19 protein-coding genes and 1 pseudogene are annotated in these 19,453 nt (G+C 60.4%); 13 read left to right on the forward strand and 7 right to left on the reverse strand.

Translation table 11 applies throughout. The features are described from left to right. The first annotated feature begins 127 nt into the window (after positions 1-127). Together HKK57_RS00265 and HKK57_RS00270 are read left to right on the forward strand one after the other, a co-directional pair. Complete coding sequence (locus HKK57_RS00265) at positions 128-1,021, forward strand: sensor histidine kinase (RefSeq protein WP_029298101.1); 894 nt, start codon at positions 128-130, stop codon at positions 1,019-1,021. Beyond that, positions 1,018-1,677 carry a response regulator transcription factor gene (locus tag HKK57_RS00270; RefSeq protein ID WP_029298099.1) on the forward strand — a complete coding sequence of 220 codons (660 nt, stop codon included), beginning with the start codon at positions 1,018-1,020 and terminating at the stop codon, positions 1,675-1,677. Before HKK57_RS00265 ends, HKK57_RS00270 begins: the two co-directional genes overlap by 4 nt. Here HKK57_RS00270 and yegS read toward each other — a convergent pair. The 3 genes and pseudogenes from yegS to moaB form a co-directional block, all read right to left on the reverse strand. Then, positions 1,639-2,563 (reverse strand): annotated as a pseudogene (gene yegS, locus HKK57_RS00275) (lipid kinase YegS); the annotation flags it as partial. The gene HKK57_RS00270 and the pseudogene yegS overlap by 39 nt on opposite strands. 87 nt (positions 2,564-2,650) lie before the next feature. Beyond that, positions 2,651-3,877 (reverse strand): molybdopterin molybdotransferase MoeA, encoded by a 1,227-nt coding sequence (locus HKK57_RS00280; protein ID WP_169389601.1) that lies wholly within the window; start codon positions 3,875-3,877, stop codon positions 2,651-2,653. Beyond that, positions 3,861-4,400 carry a molybdenum cofactor biosynthesis protein B gene (moaB, locus tag HKK57_RS00285; RefSeq protein ID WP_029298095.1) on the reverse strand — a complete coding sequence of 180 codons (540 nt, stop codon included), beginning with the start codon at positions 4,398-4,400 and terminating at the stop codon, positions 3,861-3,863. Before moaB ends, HKK57_RS00280 begins: the two co-directional genes overlap by 17 nt. Positions 4,401-4,476: 76 nt before the next feature. Here moaB and mobA point away from each other — a divergent pair, with 76 nt between their 5' ends. Then, the gene (gene mobA, locus HKK57_RS00290; RefSeq protein WP_169389602.1) at positions 4,477-5,079 is read left to right on the forward strand and encodes a molybdenum cofactor guanylyltransferase MobA; all 603 of its coding nucleotides are present in this window, start codon (positions 4,477-4,479) and stop codon (positions 5,077-5,079) included. Between the two features lie 80 nt (positions 5,080-5,159). Continuing rightward, a complete protein-coding gene (locus HKK57_RS00295; RefSeq protein WP_029298091.1) occupies positions 5,160-5,381 on the forward strand; it encodes a YgdI/YgdR family lipoprotein in 222 nt (73 codons plus the stop codon). Positions 5,382-5,449: 68 nt separating this feature from the next. Here the strand turns inward: HKK57_RS00295 and HKK57_RS00300 are convergent, their stop codons facing one another. The 3 genes from HKK57_RS00300 to HKK57_RS00310 form a co-directional block, all read right to left on the reverse strand. Beyond that, a complete protein-coding gene (locus tag HKK57_RS00300) occupies positions 5,450-6,340 on the reverse strand; it encodes a pseudouridine synthase (protein WP_169389603.1) in 891 nt (296 codons plus the stop codon). A gap of 50 nt (positions 6,341-6,390) precedes the next feature. Further along, on the reverse strand, positions 6,391-6,726 hold the full coding sequence (locus HKK57_RS00305) for a hypothetical protein (RefSeq protein ID WP_029298086.1): 336 nt from the start codon (positions 6,724-6,726) through the stop codon (positions 6,391-6,393). Positions 6,727-6,800: 74 nt separating this feature from the next. Next, entirely contained in the window at positions 6,801-7,037 is a 237-nt protein-coding gene (locus HKK57_RS00310) for a glutaredoxin family protein (protein WP_029298085.1), read from the reverse strand. A gap of 154 nt (positions 7,038-7,191) precedes the next feature. Here HKK57_RS00310 and HKK57_RS00315 point away from each other — a divergent pair, with 154 nt between their 5' ends. Then, on the forward strand, positions 7,192-8,922 hold the full coding sequence (locus HKK57_RS00315; RefSeq protein ID WP_029298083.1) for a cation:proton antiporter: 1,731 nt from the start codon (positions 7,192-7,194) through the stop codon (positions 8,920-8,922). Here HKK57_RS00315 and HKK57_RS00320 read toward each other — a convergent pair. Beyond that, the gene (locus HKK57_RS00320) at positions 8,909-10,117 is read right to left on the reverse strand and encodes an ammonium transporter (protein ID WP_029298081.1); all 1,209 of its coding nucleotides are present in this window, start codon (positions 10,115-10,117) and stop codon (positions 8,909-8,911) included. The genes HKK57_RS00315 and HKK57_RS00320 overlap by 14 nt on opposite strands. A gap of 354 nt (positions 10,118-10,471) precedes the next feature. Between HKK57_RS00320 and HKK57_RS00325 the strand changes: the two genes are divergently transcribed. The 8 genes from HKK57_RS00325 (at position 10,472) to HKK57_RS00360 (ending at position 19,438) form a co-directional block, all read left to right on the forward strand. Further along, on the forward strand, positions 10,472-10,786 hold the full coding sequence (locus tag HKK57_RS00325) for a DUF883 family protein (RefSeq protein WP_169389604.1): 315 nt from the start codon (positions 10,472-10,474) through the stop codon (positions 10,784-10,786). Positions 10,787-10,788: 2 nt separating this feature from the next. After that, a complete protein-coding gene (locus tag HKK57_RS00330; RefSeq protein WP_029298076.1) occupies positions 10,789-11,175 on the forward strand; it encodes a phage holin family protein in 387 nt (128 codons plus the stop codon). Further along, positions 11,172-11,513 carry a hypothetical protein gene (locus HKK57_RS00335; RefSeq protein ID WP_029298074.1) on the forward strand — a complete coding sequence of 114 codons (342 nt, stop codon included), beginning with the start codon at positions 11,172-11,174 and terminating at the stop codon, positions 11,511-11,513. The genes HKK57_RS00330 and HKK57_RS00335 overlap by 4 nt, the downstream gene beginning before the upstream one ends. A 94-nt stretch (positions 11,514-11,607) precedes the next feature. Next, a complete protein-coding gene (locus tag HKK57_RS00340; protein ID WP_169389605.1) occupies positions 11,608-12,771 on the forward strand; it encodes an EAL domain-containing protein in 1,164 nt (387 codons plus the stop codon). A 72-nt stretch (positions 12,772-12,843) separates the two neighbouring features. Then, a complete protein-coding gene (locus tag HKK57_RS00345) occupies positions 12,844-14,175 on the forward strand; it encodes a deoxyguanosinetriphosphate triphosphohydrolase (protein ID WP_029298069.1) in 1,332 nt (443 codons plus the stop codon). 246 nt (positions 14,176-14,421) lie between these two features. Further along, a complete protein-coding gene (locus tag HKK57_RS00350; RefSeq protein ID WP_029298066.1) occupies positions 14,422-14,823 on the forward strand; it encodes a response regulator in 402 nt (133 codons plus the stop codon). A gap of 353 nt (positions 14,824-15,176) precedes the next feature. Continuing rightward, a complete protein-coding gene (locus HKK57_RS00355; protein ID WP_029298064.1) occupies positions 15,177-15,803 on the forward strand; it encodes a response regulator transcription factor in 627 nt (208 codons plus the stop codon). An 8-nt stretch (positions 15,804-15,811) separates the two neighbouring features. Then, positions 15,812-19,438, forward strand: coding sequence for a transporter substrate-binding domain-containing protein (locus HKK57_RS00360; protein WP_169389606.1), 3,627 nt, complete (start codon positions 15,812-15,814; stop codon positions 19,436-19,438). Positions 19,439-19,453 lie beyond the last annotated feature (15 nt).

The raw sequence follows: 19,453 nt of genomic DNA on the forward strand, positions 1-19,453 counted from the left end.
CGTGATGATGTAATAACACCCGAGAAGCACCTCGAACCAACACCAAACCCAATCGTTTTCCAAACAGAGCCCGGTCGGCGGTCATGACCGGTCTACCCGCAGCGAACCTCCATCGGCTCCATCTGCTATGTACGCCAGCCCCAAGTCACTTATCACCAGGTTCGTCTCCCCGGGCAATACCCGTTGGGTCACGCTTGGCCTGTGCCTGTGCGCGACTCTGGTAAGCCTTTGGGTGTATGCCCACGAAGCGCCACTGCCGATCTTTTTGCTCGTGCTCAACCTCGCCGCCCTCGCCGCCGCGGGCCTGCAGCGTTGGCGCTCGCGCAAGTCCATCAAGTTCCAACCCCAGGAATTGGCCGACCGCCTGCTGCAGGTCCAGGAAAACGAGCGTCATCGCCTCAGCCGCGAACTGCACGACGATATCGGCCAATTGCTGACCGCCGCCAAACTGCAAAGTGACTGGCTGCAGCGCCGCCTGCCGGCCGACTTGCAGGAGCAATGCAACGTACTGTGCAACACCCTCAACGAAACCCTGGCCAAGGTGCGCGACGTATCGGCCATTCTCAACCCCCGGCAACTGACCAGCCTGGGCCTGGAAGCGAGCCTGCGCGCGCATCTGCTCAAGACCCTGGAAAACACCCCGGTGCACTGGAGCCTGGAATGCCAGCAACGCCTGACCGGGATTCCGGAAGAGATGGCGGTCGCGGCCTTTCGTATCACCCAGGAGGCCGTGACCAACATGTTGCGTCATGCCCAGGCGCGCAACCTGCTGGTACGCCTGCAACGCTTGCCTCAGGGGCTATCCCTGTATATCAGCGATGACGGCCAGGGATTCCTGCCCGCCACCGACCCGGGCCTGGAAGGCCAACGGGGCATGGCTGGCATGTCCGAACGCATTGATCAACTGGGCGGTAGGTTGTCCGTCAGGAGCCAACCGGGCCTCGGCACGCGGATCGAAGCGCTGTTCCCCTGGGCGCCCCGCACCCTCGAACGGGCCAGTCCCCCTAAGGTTTTAGAGTGACCTGCAATTTACTCCTGGTAGATGACCACGCATTGATCCGCGCCGGCGTACGCGCACTGATCCTGGATATCCCCGGCTATGCCGTGATTGGGGAAGCCACCGATGGCGCGCAAGTGCTGGCACAATTTACCGCCCTGCAGCCCGACATCGTCCTGCTGGACCTGTCGATGAAGCACACCAGCGGCCTGGATGCATTGCAACAGCTCAAGCACGCCTACCCCAAGAGCAAAGTGCTGATCCTGTCGATGCACACCGATCCGCAATTGATCATGCGTGCCCTGGAGGCAGGTGCCCACGGCTACCTGCTCAAGGACACCACCGCCAATGAGCTGGAACATGCGTTGCTGGCGCTGCGCAACAACGAGCGCTACCTGAGCCCGGCCATCGCCCACACGGTGATCAACCAGGCCCTGATCCACAGCCAGTCCCACCCGGCCCCGCCGGCGCAACGCCACAACCTGACGGCACGGCAACTGGAAATCCTGCGCCTGATCGTACGCGGCAAGTCGACCCGGGAGATCGCCCACGGCCTGGGCCTGAGCATCAAGACCGTGGAAGCTCACCGCTCGCAAATCATGAAGCGCCTGCAGATTTTCGATGTCGCCGGCCTGGTGCTGTTCGCGGTGCGCGAGCAGATCATCAGCCTGGACGATTAGCCAGTAACGGCGAATCCACCGGCAAGTGCACCCGCAAAGCCTTGGGCAACGCGCAAAAACGCAAGTCATCGCCCTTGAGCGGCTCGCCATCGAGGTTGATCGCCAGCCCTTCGGCCACCTTGATCTCTACCCACGGCAGGCGCGCCCGCACAAACATGTTGTCCAGGCCCCAGCCGTCGGTCATCAGGCTACGCAGCGTGCCGACCACTTCCTGGGGCGCGGGCAAGATGCTGATATCCAGCAGGCCATCATCGGCCAGGGCGCCTGGACACAGCTCATGCCCGCCCCCAGCCTGGCGACCGTTGCCAATGCCCAAGGCCAGCAACTCGCCACGCCAGTGAAAGTCCGGGCCCACCAGCTCCCCATAGGCCGCCCGCAGCTCGCTGAACCGCGACAGGCCGGTGAACAGATAGGCAGCGCCGCCCAACACCTTTTTCAGGTCTTCGGAAGTATTGGCCGTGACCTGGCTGCCAAAACCACCGGTGGCCATATTGAGGAAAACCTGCCCGCCAACCTCCCCCAGATCGATGGCCCGTGGCGCAGTATCCAACAGCTCCAGGGCCAGGCGCGGCTCCAGCGGTACACCGGCTGCACGGGCGAAGTCATTGGCAGTACCCAGGGGCATCAGCACCAGGCTGGCGTCAGTTTTCGCCCGGGCCATGGCCTCTGCCACGTCGCGCAAGGTGCCATCGCCGCCGCCCGCAATCAGGCGTGTGTAGCCGGCCTCCAGGGCCTCCCCCACCAGGCGTTGGGCATCGCCACCCTCCCAGGTGACGCGCACCGCCAACTCCCACCCCTGCTCGCGCTTGCCTTGCACTGCCGCCCGCACGTCTTCGTTGAGCGCTTGCTTGCCGTGCAGAATCAGCAGTGCCTTGGGTTTGCTCATGGAGTGAAGCTCCTATCGTTGGAGGGTACCTGAGGGATGTTGACCTTCGGCAGTCAGAAAAAAGCCATTGGGCTGTAAATTAATTCTTCAGCCCAGCAGTTCACTCAACGCAATGAAGTTCACCCGGTCGCCGATCGCCAGGGTGGTGCCCTCCAGGACTTCCACCAAACCCTCGGCCCAAGCGGCACTGCGCAATACGCCGGAGCTCTGGTTCTGGTAGATCACTGCCCGCCCTTGCTCCAGGCGCCCGCGCAGGTATTCGCGACGGTTGCCCGGTTTGGCCCAGACGAACCCAACCGAGACCTCGAAACGCAGGGGCTGCACCGCTTCGACACCTTGGCGGCGCAGCAGGTAGGGCCGTGCCAGCAGGGCGAACGTGACCAGGGTGGACGCCGGATTCCCCGGCAGGCCGATCACCGGCACCCCACGGAAGTGGCCGAATGTCAGGGGTTTGCCAGGCTTGATCGCCAGCTTCCACAAGGCCAGCTCGCCCTCCTCGCGTAGTGCGATCCCGAGGAAGTCGGCTTCCCCCACCGAAACACCACCGGTGGACATGATCAGGTCAACCGAACCCAGTGCCCCCAGGCGGCTACGGGTCAATTCCAGGTCATCGGGCAAGATACCGGCGTCGATTACCTCGCAACCCAGGCGTTGCAACCAACTGCACAACACCCGCCGGTTGCTGTTGTAGATTTGCCCCGGCCCCAGGGGCAGGCCCGGTTCGATCAACTCGTCGCCGGTGGACAGCACTGCCACACGCACGCGCCGCACCACCGCCAGGCGATCGCGCCCCAGCGAGGCCGCCAGGCCCAGCTCAATCGGGCCGAGCCGCGTACCGGCTGCCAGGACTTCTTCGCCGACCGTGGTTTCCTGACCCTTGGGCCGAATGTTTTGCCCTACGTGCAGCGCCTGGGTAAAGCTCACGCGCTGATCGGATTGCACCTCGGCATTTTCCTGCATTTCGACGCAGTCGGCGCCTTCAGGTACCGGGGCACCGGTGAAGATCCGCGCACAGGTTCCCGCCGTCAAAGGCTCGGGGGCCTGGCCGGCGAAAATGCGCTGGCTCACCACCAGCGGCTCACCCTTCCAGTCGGCCGTGCGCAAGGCGTAGCCATCCATGGCACTGTTGGGCCAGGGCGGCAGGTCGAGGGTGGACACCAGCGCCTCAGCCAACACGCGGCCGTCGCACTCGGCCAATGGCAGGTGTTCCTGCTCACGGATTGGTGCGGCCTCAGCCATGCTCAACAGGCGCGCGAGTGCTTCTTCTACCGGCATCAACGCACCGGTTTTACCCGGCTTACCCACGGGATTCACACGGCTCGGCCAGCTTGAGGTGCGGCACGAAATTGCACGGGCGGTGACGGGCATCCAATTGCTCAGCGAGGATCCCATCCCAACCGGTACGCACTGCATTGGTGGAACCCGGCAGGCAGCACACCAGGGTGCCATTGGCCAGGCCGGCCAAGGCGCGGGACTGCACAGTGGAAGTGCCGATATCGGCGACCGAAATCTGCCGGAACAGCTCGCCAAACCCGTCCACTTGCTTGTCCAGCAGGCAACTGACAGCTTCCGGGGTGCTGTCGCGGCCAGTGAAGCCGGTCCCACCGGTAATCAGCACCACTTGCACCACGTCCTCGGCGATCCAGTGCGCCACTTGCGCACGGATTTTGTAGAGGTCATCTTTGAGCAGTACCCGTTCGGCCAGGCGATGGCCGGCCGCAAGCAGGCGGTCAACGAATACCTGCCCGGAGGTGTCGGTTTCCAGGGTGCGGGTGTCGCTGACGGTCAGTACAGCGATGTTAAGAGGTACGAAAGGCGCATCAGCCTTGGCTTTCATGGCTCGGTCCGGTTGTCGAAGGAACAGCCCGATGTTATATCACAGCCCCCTATTTCACTGCCGCTGCGGAGCCGTCATGCCACTCAATTCTTCGCCCGTGCCCTGCTCCATCCTATTGCTGGCCGGCGGTCGCGGCCAGCGCATGGGCGGGCTGGACAAGGGCCTGCTCGACTGGCACGGACAACCGCTGATTGCCCACCTGCATCAGCGGGTGCGAGCGTTGACCGACGACCTGATCATCTCCTGCAACCGCAACCAGGCGCAGTACGCCACCTATGGCGACCAGTTGGTTAGCGACGACAGTCCCGACTTCCCGGGCCCCTTGGCCGGCATCCGTGCCGGGCTGGCCGCCGCGCGCCATGAACACCTATTGGTATTGCCCTGTGATGTGCCGCACATCGACGGGCAGTTGCTGGCAGACCTGCTCGAAACCGCCCGCCAACACCCACAGGTGCCGGTGATGATCCGTCATGGCGCATTCTGGGAACCTCTGCTCTGCGTCATACCGACGCGCCTGCGCGACGCAGTGGAAGATGCCTGGCGGGCCGCAGAGCGCAGCCCGCGTCAGATCCTCCTGAAATTGGGGGCCCAGGCGCTCGACTGCGCAGAAAATGACCCGCGCCTGGCCAACCTCAATACACCAGAGTTGTTGCACCCACGCCCCGGCGTGTCAGAATGAGCGCTATACAAGGAACTTTGCCGACGTTGCATACGTCACAAGGTCAGAACTCAACACAGCATTACTCTCGGAGAAGACTCATGACCCAACGGACCATCGCCGCTCTCATGCTTGCACTGGGCCTTGCTACCCTCGCCGGTTGCGCCTCGCCAACAGTGATCACCCTGAATGACGGTCGCGAAATCCAGGCTGTCGACACCCCTAAATTCGATCAGGATTCGGGCTTCTACGAATTCGAACAACTGGATGGCAAGCGTACCCGCATCAACAAGGATCAGGTTCGCACCGTTAAAGACCTGTAAGTCTTAACGCCAGATACGACGAAGCCCGCTTTTGAGCGGGCTTTGTTGTATCTGGGGTGTAGGAAACATCACCACTCAAGCACGATCCTACTGCTGAAACTGCGCTCCTCGCCCGTCACCGGGTCGATAAACCGTACGCCCTGGGCCAGCAACTTGAGCGGGTTGGCATAATCATCCACGGCATCCTTGACGACCTCGGGGTAAAACGGATCATTACAGATGCTCGCGCCCAACGCCGTCATATGCACGCGCAGTTGATGCTTCTTGCCCGTCACCGGAAACAGGCCATAACGCCATAGGTCGCCGTTTTTTTCGCGAACCTGCACCGCGGTTTCCGTGTTGCTCACACCAGGTCCTTCCTGCATGCGAAAGAACGGTTCACCCTCCACTAGGCGGCTCTTGTGCACCAGCGGAAATGTCAGTGCAGGCAAGGCCGGCGCAATGGCTTCGTAGAATTTATCGATCCGCCGGGTGGGGAACAGTTGTTGATACGCCGATCGGCTTTGCGGGTTGGCAGAGAACAGCACCAGCCCGGCGGTATGGCGATCAATACGATGCAACGGCACCAGGGACGGGTTGTCCAGGCGGCGGATCAGGCGGTGCAGCAATGTCTGCTCGACATACTCGCCGGCAGGGGTCACTGGCAGGAAGTGCGGCTTGTCGGCCACCACCAGATGCTCATCGGCGTACAGGATGGTCTCATGCACCGGAATCGGTTTTTCATCCGGCACTTCGCGAAAGTAGTGGATGCGCAAACCTTCCTTGTAGGCCAGGTCCACGCCGATGGGCTGGCCATTGCCATCCAGCACCCGGCCACGGGCGATACGGTCCAGCCACTGCTCGCGGCCAATGGCGCGAAAGTGCTCGCACAGGCAATCGAGCACCGTCGCCCAAGGGCCAGGCGGCAGGTACAGCGTACTGGCTTGGTTCTGGGCAGCGGAAAAACCGGTATCGGACATGCGTACGCTCAAGGCCTGGAAAGACTAAGGGGGCATTATCCCCCAGAAGCTCAAGCCCTGACCAATTCGGCCCGCAGCACCGGCGAGGCACTGGCAGCCTCGGTGAACTCCTTGAGCCAGCGCAGTACGTCCACCGCCTCCCAGCGGCCAGGGTCGTACAACGCATACAACAGGCCCTGGTATCCCACCACGTCCAACTGCTTGTGATAACCGGCGCGCTGGAACAACGCTTCGATTTCGGCAAAGCAGGTATTGAAATGCACTTTGTTGAACGGCGTCTTGCCTTCCGTGACCAGGCCATCGAGCCGCAGCTCATTCACAGCATCACGCACGATATCGACGGACATGCGGTTGACGCTGCTTTTCAATTGTTCAACATTCACCACGGGCGTTCCCTCTCACTCAATCGCTGTACAAACATACAGTAACCGAATAATCAGCAACCTGCCATGGGTTGGCGCTAGATTAGAAAGGCAACCACCTGTTCAGTGTCGAACGGCCAGCCCAGTTCCGCGCCGGTATCAACCCGGCGCAGCACCGGAATGCTTAGGCCATAGGCTTCGAACAGCGCTTGCGAATCAGCGATATCCACCAACTCGACCAACAGCCCGTGTTCGACCAACGGCATGATTTCAGCTTCGGCAAGCTCACACAGATGGCAGCCCAGGGTGCCGAACAACTGGCATTCAGGAGGCATGACTTACAGACCCGATAAGAAACAGGTACTCATTCTAGGCCCCACGAAAAACCTCGTCGAGTCATGACAAAGACCTGATCCAGATCACCATGGCCTATAACTGATTCAGCGATTCTCGCGGCTTTTTTCCTGCAACACCCCGACGGAGATGTCTGTGTTTGCCAACCTGCTGATCATTCTTGCCTCATCCCTGGTCGTCATTGCACTGTTCCGCCGCCTGCAACTGCCGCCGGTGCTCGGCTACCTGTGCGTGGGCCTGGCCGTGGGGCCAACGGCCCTGGACTGGGTCAATGACAGCGAAGACCTGCCCGACCTCGCCGAACTGGGAGTGGTGTTCCTGCTGTTTTCCCTGGGCCTGGAGTTTTCCCTGTCCAAGATGCTCACCCTGCGTCGGGTAGTATTTGGTCTTGGCAGTCTGCAAGTGTTGTGCTGCGGCGTATTGCTGGGGGCCTTGCTGCTACTGATGGGCATGTCGCCAGTCGCCGCGTTGCTGCTGGGGGCCGGGCTGGCACTGTCATCCACCGCCATTGTGAGCAAGGAGTTGACCAGCCTGGGGGAGATTTTCAGCAGCCATGGGCAGAACGCGATTGGCGTGCTGTTGTTCCAGGATGTGGTCGCGGTGCTGCTGCTGACCCTGGTCCCGGTATTTGCCGGCAGCAGCGAGCAGGCCTGGTACTGGGCCCTGCCCCTGACCCTGGGCAAGACCGTGGTGTTGTTCCTCGGCCTGCTGCTCGCCAGCCGCTGGCTGCTGCCGCGCCTGTTCCACGAAGTGGCCGCCTCCCATTCGGCGGAACTGTTCGTGCTCCTGGCCCTGGTGATCGTCTTGCTCACCGCCTGGCTCACGCACTTGCTGGGCCTGTCGCCGGCCCTCGGCGCGTTCCTGGCGGGGATGCTGCTAGGTGAAAGCCACTACCGGCACCAGATCGAAGCCGATATCCGACCATTTCGCGACATCCTGCTGGGGCTGTTTTTTGTCAGTATCGGCATGCTGATCGACCTGCAGTTGTTCGTCAGTCACAGCCTGCAGATCCTCGGGCTGACCCTGGCGCTGATGTTGATCAAGGGCTGCGTCGTAGCCGCTCTGGTCAAGCTGCGCGGCAGCGATAGCGAAACCGCCTGGCGCAGCGGCCTGGCCCTGGCCCAGGGCGGCGAGTTCTGCTTTGCACTGATGGCACAGATGCAACTGAGCAATATGCTGCCAGGCGAAATCAGCAGCCTGCTGCTGGCAGCCACTTTCTGCTCCATGCTACTCACGCCCCTGCTATTGCGGGCTGCCCCCGCTATCGCGCTGCGCCTGCATCGCAAACCCAACCAGCAAGTGCAACTGGAAGCTATCACCGCGCTTAACGCAGAGTTACGCGGGCATGTAGTGATCTGCGGCTATGGCCGGGTCGGTCAATCCATCGGGCGCTTCCTGCGCCGTGAACAACAGGCGTTCATTGCCTTGGACGATAACCCCGAGCGCGTGCAGGAAGCCGCTACCGAGGACAGCAGCGTGCATTATGGTGATTGCCGGCGCGGCGCCCTGCTCAGCGCCGTTGGCCTGGAACGCGCGCGCCTGGTGGTGATTGCCGTGGACAACAGCGACGTGGCCCTGACAGTGCTCAAGGAGGCACGACGGATCAACCATAAAGTGCCGATCCTGGTGCGCACCCGCGACGACAGCCAGTTGACTGAACTGAAAGCCGCCGGCGCCAGTGAAGTGGTGCCGGAGCTGCTGGAGTCGAGCCTGATGCTCGCGTCGCACGCAATGATCATGCTCGGCCTGCCCGACCAGCAGGTACGCGACCGGGTCGACGAGGTGCGGCGCAATCGCTACCGCTTGCTCCACGGTTTCTACCCGCACACGGACGACACCCGTGAAGCCCCGATCAATCCTGACTGACTGCGCCGATCTTATGGATCGACAAGTCCGCACCGTAGTACTCCTCTTCCTGGCTCAAGCGCAGGCCGCAAAGGCGCTTGAGCACCCCGTACACCAACAACCCGCCAGCCAGGGCCACCACAACCCCCAGGGCGGTACCGATCAACTGGCTGATCAGGCTCACACCGCCCAGCCCACCCAAGGCACTCTGGCCGAAGATCCCGCAGGCAATCCCGCCCCACACACCACACAGGCCATGCAGCGGCCACACACCCAGCACATCATCGATCTTCCAGCGAGCCTGGGCGGCGATAAAGCACCAGACGAACAAGCCACCGGCCACCACACCGGTAACCAATGCGCCGACCGGGTGCATCAGGTCGGAACCCGCGCAAATCGCCACCAGCCCGGCCAACGGACCATTGTGCAAGAAGCCCGGGTCGTTACGCCCAATCACCAGCGCCGCGACCGTACCACCGACCATGGCCATCAGCGAGTTGACCGCCACCAGGCCGCTCACCCCGGACAGGGTCTGCGCGCTCATTACGTTGAAGCCGAACCAGCCGACGATCAATATCCACGAGCCCAGCGCCAGGAACGGAATGCTCGAAGGCGCGAACGCCACCAGGCGCCCATCGCGATAACGGCCCTGGCGCGGGCCCAGCAGCAACACCGCCGCCAGCGCCAGCCAGCCGCCCATGGCATGGACCACCACGGAGCCGGCAAAGTCATGGAATGCTGCGCCAAAAGTCGCCAGCAACCAGGCTTGCAGACCGAAGTTGCCATTCCACACCATGCCCTCGAAAAACGGGTAGATAAACGCCACGATCAACGCCGTGGCGCACAGCTGAGGAACAAAACGTGCACGCTCGGCAATGCCGCCGGAGATGATCGCCGGGATGGCGGCCGCGAAGGTCAGCAGGAAAAAGAACTTCACCAGCCCATACCCGTGGTCGGCACTGAGCACGGCGGCCGGCTGCATAAAGCTGACCCCATAGGAGATCCAATAGCCTATAAAGAAATAGGCCAGGGTCGACACTGCAAAATCACTGAGGATTTTCGACAATGCGTTGACTTGGTTCTTCTGCCGCACCGTCCCGACTTCCAGGAACGCGAAGCCGGCATGCATCGCCAGGACCATCACCGCGCCGATCAGAATAAACAGCGTATTGGAGCTGTGGACCAGGGTGTCCACCGCGCTTTGCACATTTTCCATGGGGATTGGCAGGCCTGCAGTTCAGGAAAAAGCACCAAAGCAGGTCATTGCCGGATGATCGCGCACTAAATTGGCACTGCGCACCCCACCCTTCTCAGAGGGTATGAGCCGCTTTGGCGCAATGACGATTGAATAAGGCAGTGACTTGCGGGTTTTTCCACGGGTTTTAGTGATTTAGGGTAAGGTTTTTCAAGGCTTTGGCCGAAACCGCCCACATTGCGCGCAAGCCTTGCGGCTGGCGCACCAAGGCAAAGCAAAAGCTGTACCAGACAATTGCAGTGAACCTTCACCGATGCCGGCGACTCTCAACCAAAACCTTGCAAAAGCATCAGACAGCCACTCACGGAGATAACCATGGCCAGAAAAACGGCAAAGACTGCTCAAGAGATACTGATGGAAGATTTCCAGACCTTGGTCAGTGACACTGAAAAGCTGCTGGACGACACCGCGGTTCTCGCCGGTGACCAGGCTGATGAGCTGCGTTCAAAGATCCACGACAGCCTGCTACAGGCTCGTGAAACCTTGAAGTTGACCGAAGATTCCCTGCGCGAACGCGGCAAGGCGGCAGTCACCGCCACCGAAGACTACGTCCAGGCCAACCCGTGGCAATCCGTTGGCATCGCTGCCGGCGTGGGCTTTCTGATCGGCCTGCTGGCTACAAGGCGCTAATCATGTCTATCGGCGAAACCGGCTCGTCCTCGGGCCCAAGCTCCACATCGCGGCGCCTCGGCGCAGCAGTCCTGGGCTTGCTGCACAGCCATGTCGAGCTGTTCGGCATCGAGTTACAGGAACAGAAGGCACGCACCGTCAGCCTGCTGCTGTTTGCCGGCCTGGCGCTGGTATTTGCCCTGTTGCTGCTGGTGGGGTTATCGGCGCTGGTCATGATCCTCGTCTGGGACACCTACCGCCTGACCGGGATCATCAGCCTTTGTGTGTTCTACGTACTGGCCGCAGCGTTCTGCGGGCTGCGGTTGAAGGCGGCGGTGTTTGATGAATCCACGCCTTTCCATGCCACCCTCGAAGAGCTGGCCAACGACCGGGAGCGCCTGCTGCCATGAGCCTGACTGAACTGCCGCAAACCAACTCCCGGCGGGAGATGCGCAAGGCCTTGATCCGCCTGCGCATGGAAATGCACCGCCAGGAAATTCGCCACGAGTCACAGCAATTGCTGCTGCCCCTGCAAAAGGTGCGCAACATGGGCCAGAGCTGGCAAGACGGGTTTGGCATCAAGCATGCGCCGCTGTGGGGCGTCGCGGCGGTGACCCTCCTGGGATTCTTCACCGGCAAAGGCGCCAAAGGTGGCAGTATCGGCACCATGACCCGCCTGGTACGGCTCGGCGCAGGCCTGATCCCCTTGATCAAGCTGGCCATGCAGGGTGCCTCCCGCAAGCCCTGAGGTAACTGGCTGCATTCTTGCAAACGGATCAGGCCCGGTTCCCTCCCTGTAGGGGCCGGGCCTTTTTCATGCCCAAGCATTTTAAGGAGGCTCTGTGATTGACGGGCAACCGCTCGCCTGTTTCCAACCCTTTATCGACACCGCTACCGGCCGCATCGCCGGGGTGGAAGCATTGGGCCGCCTGCTGCAGGCAGATGGCCAACTGCAGTCGGTCGGCCCGTTGTTCGCCGACGCTCGCACGCCCACCTCGGCGTTGCGGCGCCTGGACCGCAAGATCCGCGACAACGCCCTGAGCCGCCTGCACGAAGCGCCTGAAGACTGGTTCCTGAGCCTTAATATCTCGCCGCGCTGGATCTCCCTGCTGCGACCGGGCCAAGCTCTGCCCAGCCTGAAGCAGTTGCAAGCCCATGACGTCGATCCAAGGCGCATCGTGTTTGAGATTACCGAACTGGGAGGTGATAGCCGGCGCCTGGCAGAAGTCGTATCCCGCTACCGTGAGGCCGGCGCACGAATTGCCATTGATGATTTTGGTGCCGGGTATTCACAACTGGATCGGGTCCTGGCCTTGCGCCCGGACATCCTCAAGCTGGATATGCGCCTGTTCCAGGCCGCCGCGTTGGGCGGCCCGAGCGGTGAGGTGGTGCGCGCCCTGGCGCAAATGGCGGAAAAAACCGGCTGCTGGATCATTGCCGAAGGCGTGGAAACCGAGGCGCAACTCAGTTTTGCCCTTGAATGCGGGGCACGTTATGTCCAGGGCTACCTGTTTGCCCAGGCGCAACTGGACTGGTTCGCTGCCGATGCATTCGTCCCGCGTTTCGCCGTACTACGCCAGGCTTACGTGCAGCAGAAACTGGCCGAGCGCGGGCGCATCATGCTGCTGCGCCAGCAACTGATCGAACTGATGCAGATCCTGCAAGGCTGGGCCCTGGCCCAGGCGCCACTCAGCCGGCTGCCATGGCTGCCGGGGTTTCCCAGGTTATTGCGGTTTTATCAGTGCGATCGCCACGGCACCCAACTGACGCCAAACTTCGAATGGCGCCAGGATGCCTGGCAAGCCGACAGCCGCTACCTGGGCCACAACTGGTCATGGCGGCCTTATTTCTATCATCTGCTGGCCGAGGGCTGGGAGGAACGCCGCTTGATTCTGTCCAGCACCTACCGCGATGCCACGACCAATCAATACTGCCTGACAGCAGGACAATTCTTCGATAACAGTCAGCGCTTGCTGTTAATCGATATTGACGCTGCCGGCCTGTAGTTTTTCGCTTGCTCCGGGCACGCCGAACCGGGAAGCTGGAGCCCGATATTCATCCCACGGAGAGCCCCCGCCTTGGATTGGCCTACCCTGCTTACCCGCGAACGCCTCGGAAAATCCCTGCACAGCCCGGAAGAGTTGGGCCGCAGCCCGTTTCACAAAGACCATGACCGGATCATCTTCTCCGGGGCCTTTCGCCGCTTGGGCCGCAAGACCCAGGTTCATCCGGTGACGAGCAACGATCATATCCACACGCGGCTCACCCACTCGCTGGAAGTCAGCTGCGTGGGGCGTTCCCTGGGTATGCGCGTCGGCGAGACCATTCGCAGCGCCCTGCCCGACTGGTGCGACCCCAGTGACCTGGGGATGGTGGTGCAATCGGCCTGCCTGGCCCATGACATCGGCAACCCGCCGTTCGGCCATTCTGGCGAAGATGCGATTCGCCACTGGTTCCAGCAGGCGGCAGGCCGTGGCTGGTTGGATGACATGAGCGGCGCCGAGCGCAACGACTTCCTCAACTTCGAAGGCAATGCGCAAGGGTTCCGCGTGCTGACGCAATTGGAGTACCACCAGTTCGACGGCGGCACACGCCTGACCTATGCAACCCTGGGCACTTACCTCAAGTACCCCTGGACCGCCCGTCATGCCGACTCCCTGGGCTACAAGAAACACAAGTTCGGCTGCTACCAGAGCGAGCTGCCGATCCTTGAACAGATCGCCCAGAAACTCGGCTTGCCTCAACTGGAGGAACAACGCTGGGCGCGCCACCCACTGGTCTACCTGATGGAGGCGGCCGACGACATCTGCTACGCCTTGATCGATCTGGAAGACGGCCTGGAAATGGACTTGCTGGAGTATGCCGAGGTCGAATCACTGCTGTTGAACCTGGTGGGCGATGACTTGCCGCAAACCTACCGGCAACTGGGGCCCCAGGATTCCCGGCGCCGCAAACTCGCGATTCTGCGTGGCAAGGCGATCGAGCACCTGACCAACGCCGCCGCACGGGCGTTCGTCGAACAACAGCCGGCGCTGCTGGCCGGGACCCTGCAAGGCGACCTGGTGGAGCATATGCATGGCCCGGCCAAACGTTGTGTACTGAATGCCAAGGACATGGCGCGCAAGAAAATCTTCCAGGACAAGCGCAAGACGCTGCATGAGATCGGCGCCTACACCACCCTGGAGATCCTCCTGAACACCTTTTGTGGGGCTGCCCTGGAACAACATGGCGGACGTACCCCGTCTTTCAAGAATCGACGCGTCCTCGATTTACTGGGTAATAGCGCACCCCATCCTGATTGGTCGCTGCACCGTTCATTCCTGCGCATGATCGACTTCATCGCCGGCATGACCGACAGCTACGCCAGCGAAATGGCCCGCGAGATGACTGGGCGTTCGCACCCTCAATGAACCGTGGCCCGGGCAGGCTTTCCTGCCTGGGCACTTACCTCGAAGAATCGACCTACGCTGGCACCAGAGCGGCCTGATCGAATTCGCCCCAACACCCGATGAATAATCACTCCTCTCTGATCCAACCCAGCGATCAGCTCCTACATTCACGCCAACCCACGATCGCCCAGCGCCTGGTTCATTGGGCAATTCAACACAGGCAATGGCCTGCACTTTCCGCCTGCAGCTACTTCCACGGAACTTCCTATGCCAGAACGACAATTGCGCATCCTGTTGGTGGAAGATCACCCGTTCCAACTCCTGGCCATCCAATGCCTGCTCAAGAGTTTCGGTTTCAGCCAACTGACCCCCGCTGAAAATGCCGAACAGGCGATCAAGTTGATGAGGACGACCGAGGCCCCCTTCGATGTCATGTTATGTGATCAATGCCTGCCCGACCTCACCGGCTTGGAGCTGGTGGAGATCGCCAGCCATGCAGGTTTTGTCAAAAGTGCGGTATTGCTAAGTAGCCTACCGGCCGTTGAACTGGAATATCTGAAAACCCTCGCCATACAACGCGACTTGCGTCTGCTTGGGTATTTGCCCAAGCCCTTGAACAAAGAAGCCTGGATCGAGTTGATCAGCCAATCAGGGCTCGGCCAGGACTAAAGAGTGTGGCCCTGGACTTGAGCTAAAACCGTGGGTCAAACCTGAAGCACGCCGCCGCACCCGCACTCTGTTATTCCCAAGGTAACTTTTCAAATTTCTACGTAGGACATTAAACACTTCTGCAAATGAAATATCGCCCTTCTCCAACCTATCAATAACACCGCACAACTTTAAAGCGTTCCACCTAAGAAACTCTTACAATACGACCAAGAAAGCCTTAGCACATCGTAGTCCAACACCTTTTTATGCGTAGGATTTTTCCTGTTTTATACCTACTCAGCCTTCCCTTCATGCTCCTGACCTACCTTCTGAGCTAATGTGCGCGCTAATTTGCACTAGTATGGAATTGCCTCATGAATACAGTTTTTATTATTGACGACCATCCGGTTATTCGACTTGCAATCCGAATGTTGCTGGAACATGAAGGTTACAAAGTAGTCGGTGAAACAGATAACGGTTGCGACGCGATACAAATGGTCCGCGAATGCCTTCCAGACCTCATCATACTTGATATCAGTATTCCCAAGCTCGACGGTCTGGAGGTCCTTTGCAGGTTCAACGCCATGAGCACGCCAATGAAAACCCTGATTCTAACGGCCCAATCCCCGACACTTTTTGCTACACGCTGCATGCGTTCAGGTGCCGACGGTTATGTCTGCAAAAAAGGTGACTTAAGCGAACTGCTAAGTGCAATCAGGGCTGTACTTTCAGGTTACAACTATTTCCCAAGCCAGGCCTTGAATACCACAGACGCCGAACTGGGCGAAAACGAAGAATTGATACTTTTCAAATCAGTCAATGACCGAGAACTTATGGTCTTACAACTTTTTGCGCAAGGTCGCACAAACAAGGAAATTGCCAAAGGCATGTTCCTCAGCAACAAAACTGTCAGCACTTATAAAAAACGTTTAATGCAAAAACTCAAAGCCAAGTCTTTGGTAGAACTTATCGAGATGGCAAAACGCAACGCGTTAGTGTGAGAAACAGGATGCCAAGGCGTTTAAAGGACTATCTAATCATTTTGAGTATCGGGCTGTGCTTGAGTACAGCCGTGCCAGCCACTCAAACCGCTCCAGAACGCTACTCTCTGCTCAGCCGTGCCGGTATCGCTCAGTTGGACGTTCAACTGGACCCTAGCCAGCGCCAATGGCTACAAAACAAGCGCGAACTGGTGCTAGGCACCTCGATACCCGACTACCCGCCTTTCGACATCACCGCCAGCGGGCATGACTACGAAGGTATTACTGCCGATTACGCAGGCATCCTCGCCAAAGCCCTGGCAGTGCCCGTCACCGTGATGCGCTACCCGTCGCGGGAAGCGGCAATGCAGGCGCTGGAAGACGGGAAAATCGATTTGCTGGGTAGCGCCAACGGCTTTGAAGCGAACAACGCCGACATTGTCCTATCAACACCCTACGCGGTCGACCAGCCAGTGCTGGTCACCCGTGACGCAGAAACCCGCCCGCTCGACGAGGGGCTGGCGGGCATGCGCCTGAGCCTCGTCTACCACTACCTGCCGCTCAAGGAAGTCGAAGCGCTGTACCCCAACGCGATCATCCAGGTCTATCCGTCTTACTTGAATGCGCTGAACGCCGTAGCGTTCGACCAGGCCGATGTATTTCTCGGCGATACCATTTCCACCCACTACATGATCAACAAGGGCTACCTGAAGAACATCCGCATGGCCAATTTCGGCAAGCACGAAGCCTACGGCTTCAGTTTTGCCGTACATCGCGGCCAGCAAACCCTGCTGGGCATCGTCGATGCGGTCCTCGCCAGCGTCGAGCCCTACGAGCGCGAAAGCATCGCCAAACGCTGGAGCGCAGGCAGCGATATCCTGTTGAGCGACCACAAGCTGCAGTTGAGCCGGCGTGAAGAACGCTGGCTCAAGGACCATCCGGTGGTGAAAGTGGTCATCAACGAAACCTTCGCGCCACTGACGTTCGTCGATTCAGACGGCCAATTGCGGGGCATGACCGCCGACCTGCTGGAACTGATCCGCCTGCGCACGGGCTTGCGCCTGGAGTTCCAGCACACCCGCAACGTCAACCAGATGATCGAGCAGGTCGAGAACGGCAGCGCCGACATCATTGCCGCCATCAGCCCGACCCGCGAACGTGAAACCAGGCTCAATTTCAGCCGTCCCTACCTGCAGAACTCCTACGTCCTGCTCACACGCAAGGAGCCCGGCGCCCCTTCCAGCCTTGAGCAACTGGCAGGAAAAAAACTGGCTATCACCCAAGGCAACCCCCTGGTGGATTATCTGCATCGGGAATTTGCACAGATCACCCTGGTACAGGCCGACGATACTTTCAAGGCCTCGGAAATGCTCGCACAGGGGCAAGTGGATGGGGCCGTCAATTCCTTGGTGGTCGCCAACTACTTCCTTTCGTCCCAGTTCTTTCAGGACCGATTGCAGATCAGTTCAAGTATCGGTACGCAACTGGCCTCTTTTTCCCTGGCAACGTCGCGCAGCGCTACAGAACTGGCCTCCATTCTGGACAAGGCCCTGCTCAGCATCGCGCCGGATGAACTGGGGGTTATCAACAACCGCTGGCGTGGCTACACGGCCGCATCCGACAGCTATTGGCGCAACTACCACCGCCTGATTATCCAGATCATCAGCGCTGCCGGGCTGCTGCTGCTCACCTCGCTGGCCTGGAACGGCTACATGCGCAGGCAGATCAAGCACCGGCAGATGGCAGAGCGGGCCTTGAGCGACCAATACGAATTCATGCGTGCCCTGGTCAATGAAACTCCTCACCCCATCTACGTGCGCGATCGTAATGGTTTGCTGCAGACGTGCAATGACAGTTACCTGCAGGTCTTCGGCGTCAGGCGCGAAGAGGTCATTGGCAAGAGTGTCATGCAAATCAGCCTGGCGGATGCGGCCCAGGCCAACCAGTACCATGCCGACTATCTGCGAGTGGTGGCCGAAGGCACGCCACTGATCCTTGACCGCTCCCTGGACATTGGCGGGCAGCACCTGACGATCTATCACTGGATCCTGCCTTACCGGGATTCGGTCGGTAAGGTGCAGGGCATCATCGGCGGCTGGATCGATATCAGCGAACGTCGCCAATTATTCGATGACCTGCGCGCCGCCAAGGACCGCGCAGATGAAGCCAATCGCGCAAAGAGCACGTTCCTGGCGACCATGAGCCATGAGATCCGCACGCCCATGAACGCGGTGATCGGCATGCTGGAATTGACCCTGAAACGGGCCGACCAGGGGCACCTGGACCGTCCGGCGATCGAGGTGGCCTACAACTCGGCCAAGGACTTGCTGGAGTTGATTGGCGATATCCTCGACATCGCGCGCATTGAGTCGGGCCGCCTGAGCCTGGCGCCGGAGCGCGTCGACCTGCGGGAGCTGATCGAGTCCGTCGTGCGGGTGTTCGATGGCCTGGCACGCCAGAAAAACCTCAACCTGCTGCTGGAGTTCAATCCCGGCGTCGAAGAACGTGACGTGCAGATCGATCCACTGCGCTTCAAACAGGTCCTGTCGAACCTGGTGAGCAACGCCATCAAGTTCACCGAGCAGGGAGACGTGAAGATCAAGGTAGATATCCAGGCCACCGGACAGCCACAACAGATCCAGATGAAACTGGTGGTCGAGGACACCGGTATCGGTATCAGCCGGGATGACCAGCAACGCCTGTTCGAACCTTTTTCCCAAGCCGACAATTCCGGGCACCTGGCCAGGAGCGGCGCCGGTCTTGGCCTGGTGATCTGTCGCAGCTTGTGCGAGATGATGGGCGGAGAGCTGGCCCTGAGCAGCGTCCCCAGCGTGGGCACCCAGGTGTTTGTCTCGCTGCAACTGACCAGCCTGCCTCCTGCCTACCCGCTGATCGAACTCAAGCCCGCGGCCCAGGATGCCGCAGCCGTGCTGAATGTACTGGTGGTGGACGACCATCCGGCCAACCGCCTGCTCATGTGCCAGCAACTGGGCTTCCTCGGGCATCGCTTCACCGCAGTCCACAATGGTGCGGCGGGCTTCCAGGCCTGGCGCCAGGAACACTTCGACCTGATCATTGCCGACTGCAATATGCCGGTAATGAACGGTTATGAACTGACCCGTTCAATCCGTGAACATGAGCGACGGGAGAGCATCACGCCCTGTGTCATTCTGGGCTTCACCGCCAATGCCCAACCGGAGGAAAAACAGCGCTGCCGGGACGCGGGCATGAATGACTGCCTGTTCAAGCCCATCAGCCTCACGACACTGGAGCGCCAACTGGCCGAAATCACCCCATACGCGCCATCGCGGATCTTTGACCTCGACGGCCTGAACGCCCTTACCGGCGGTGATCCACTGCTGAGCCAGCGTCTGCTGGAAGAACTGTTGAGCAGCAGCCGGCGCGATCGCGACGAACTCATGGCATTGCTCCTGCAAGGTGCCCGCCAGGGCCTGATCGACCAGGCCCACAAGATCAAGGGCGCCGCCAGGATCGCCCAGGCCGGCGTATTGGCCGAACAATGTGAGGTGCTGGAACAGGCTGGCGAGGATGCCGACCTGGCGCAATTCGAGACCTGGGTCAAGGCCATCGAAAAAGCCATGCTCGACCTTGAGCACGTACTGCAGGAGCAGCTGGACACCCTCGCTCCACTGTAGGAGCCGGCTTGCCGG

This window comes from Pseudomonas sp. ADAK21, assembly GCF_012935735.1.
GTDB classification, from domain to species: Bacteria; Pseudomonadota; Gammaproteobacteria; order Pseudomonadales; family Pseudomonadaceae; genus Aquipseudomonas; species Aquipseudomonas proteolytica.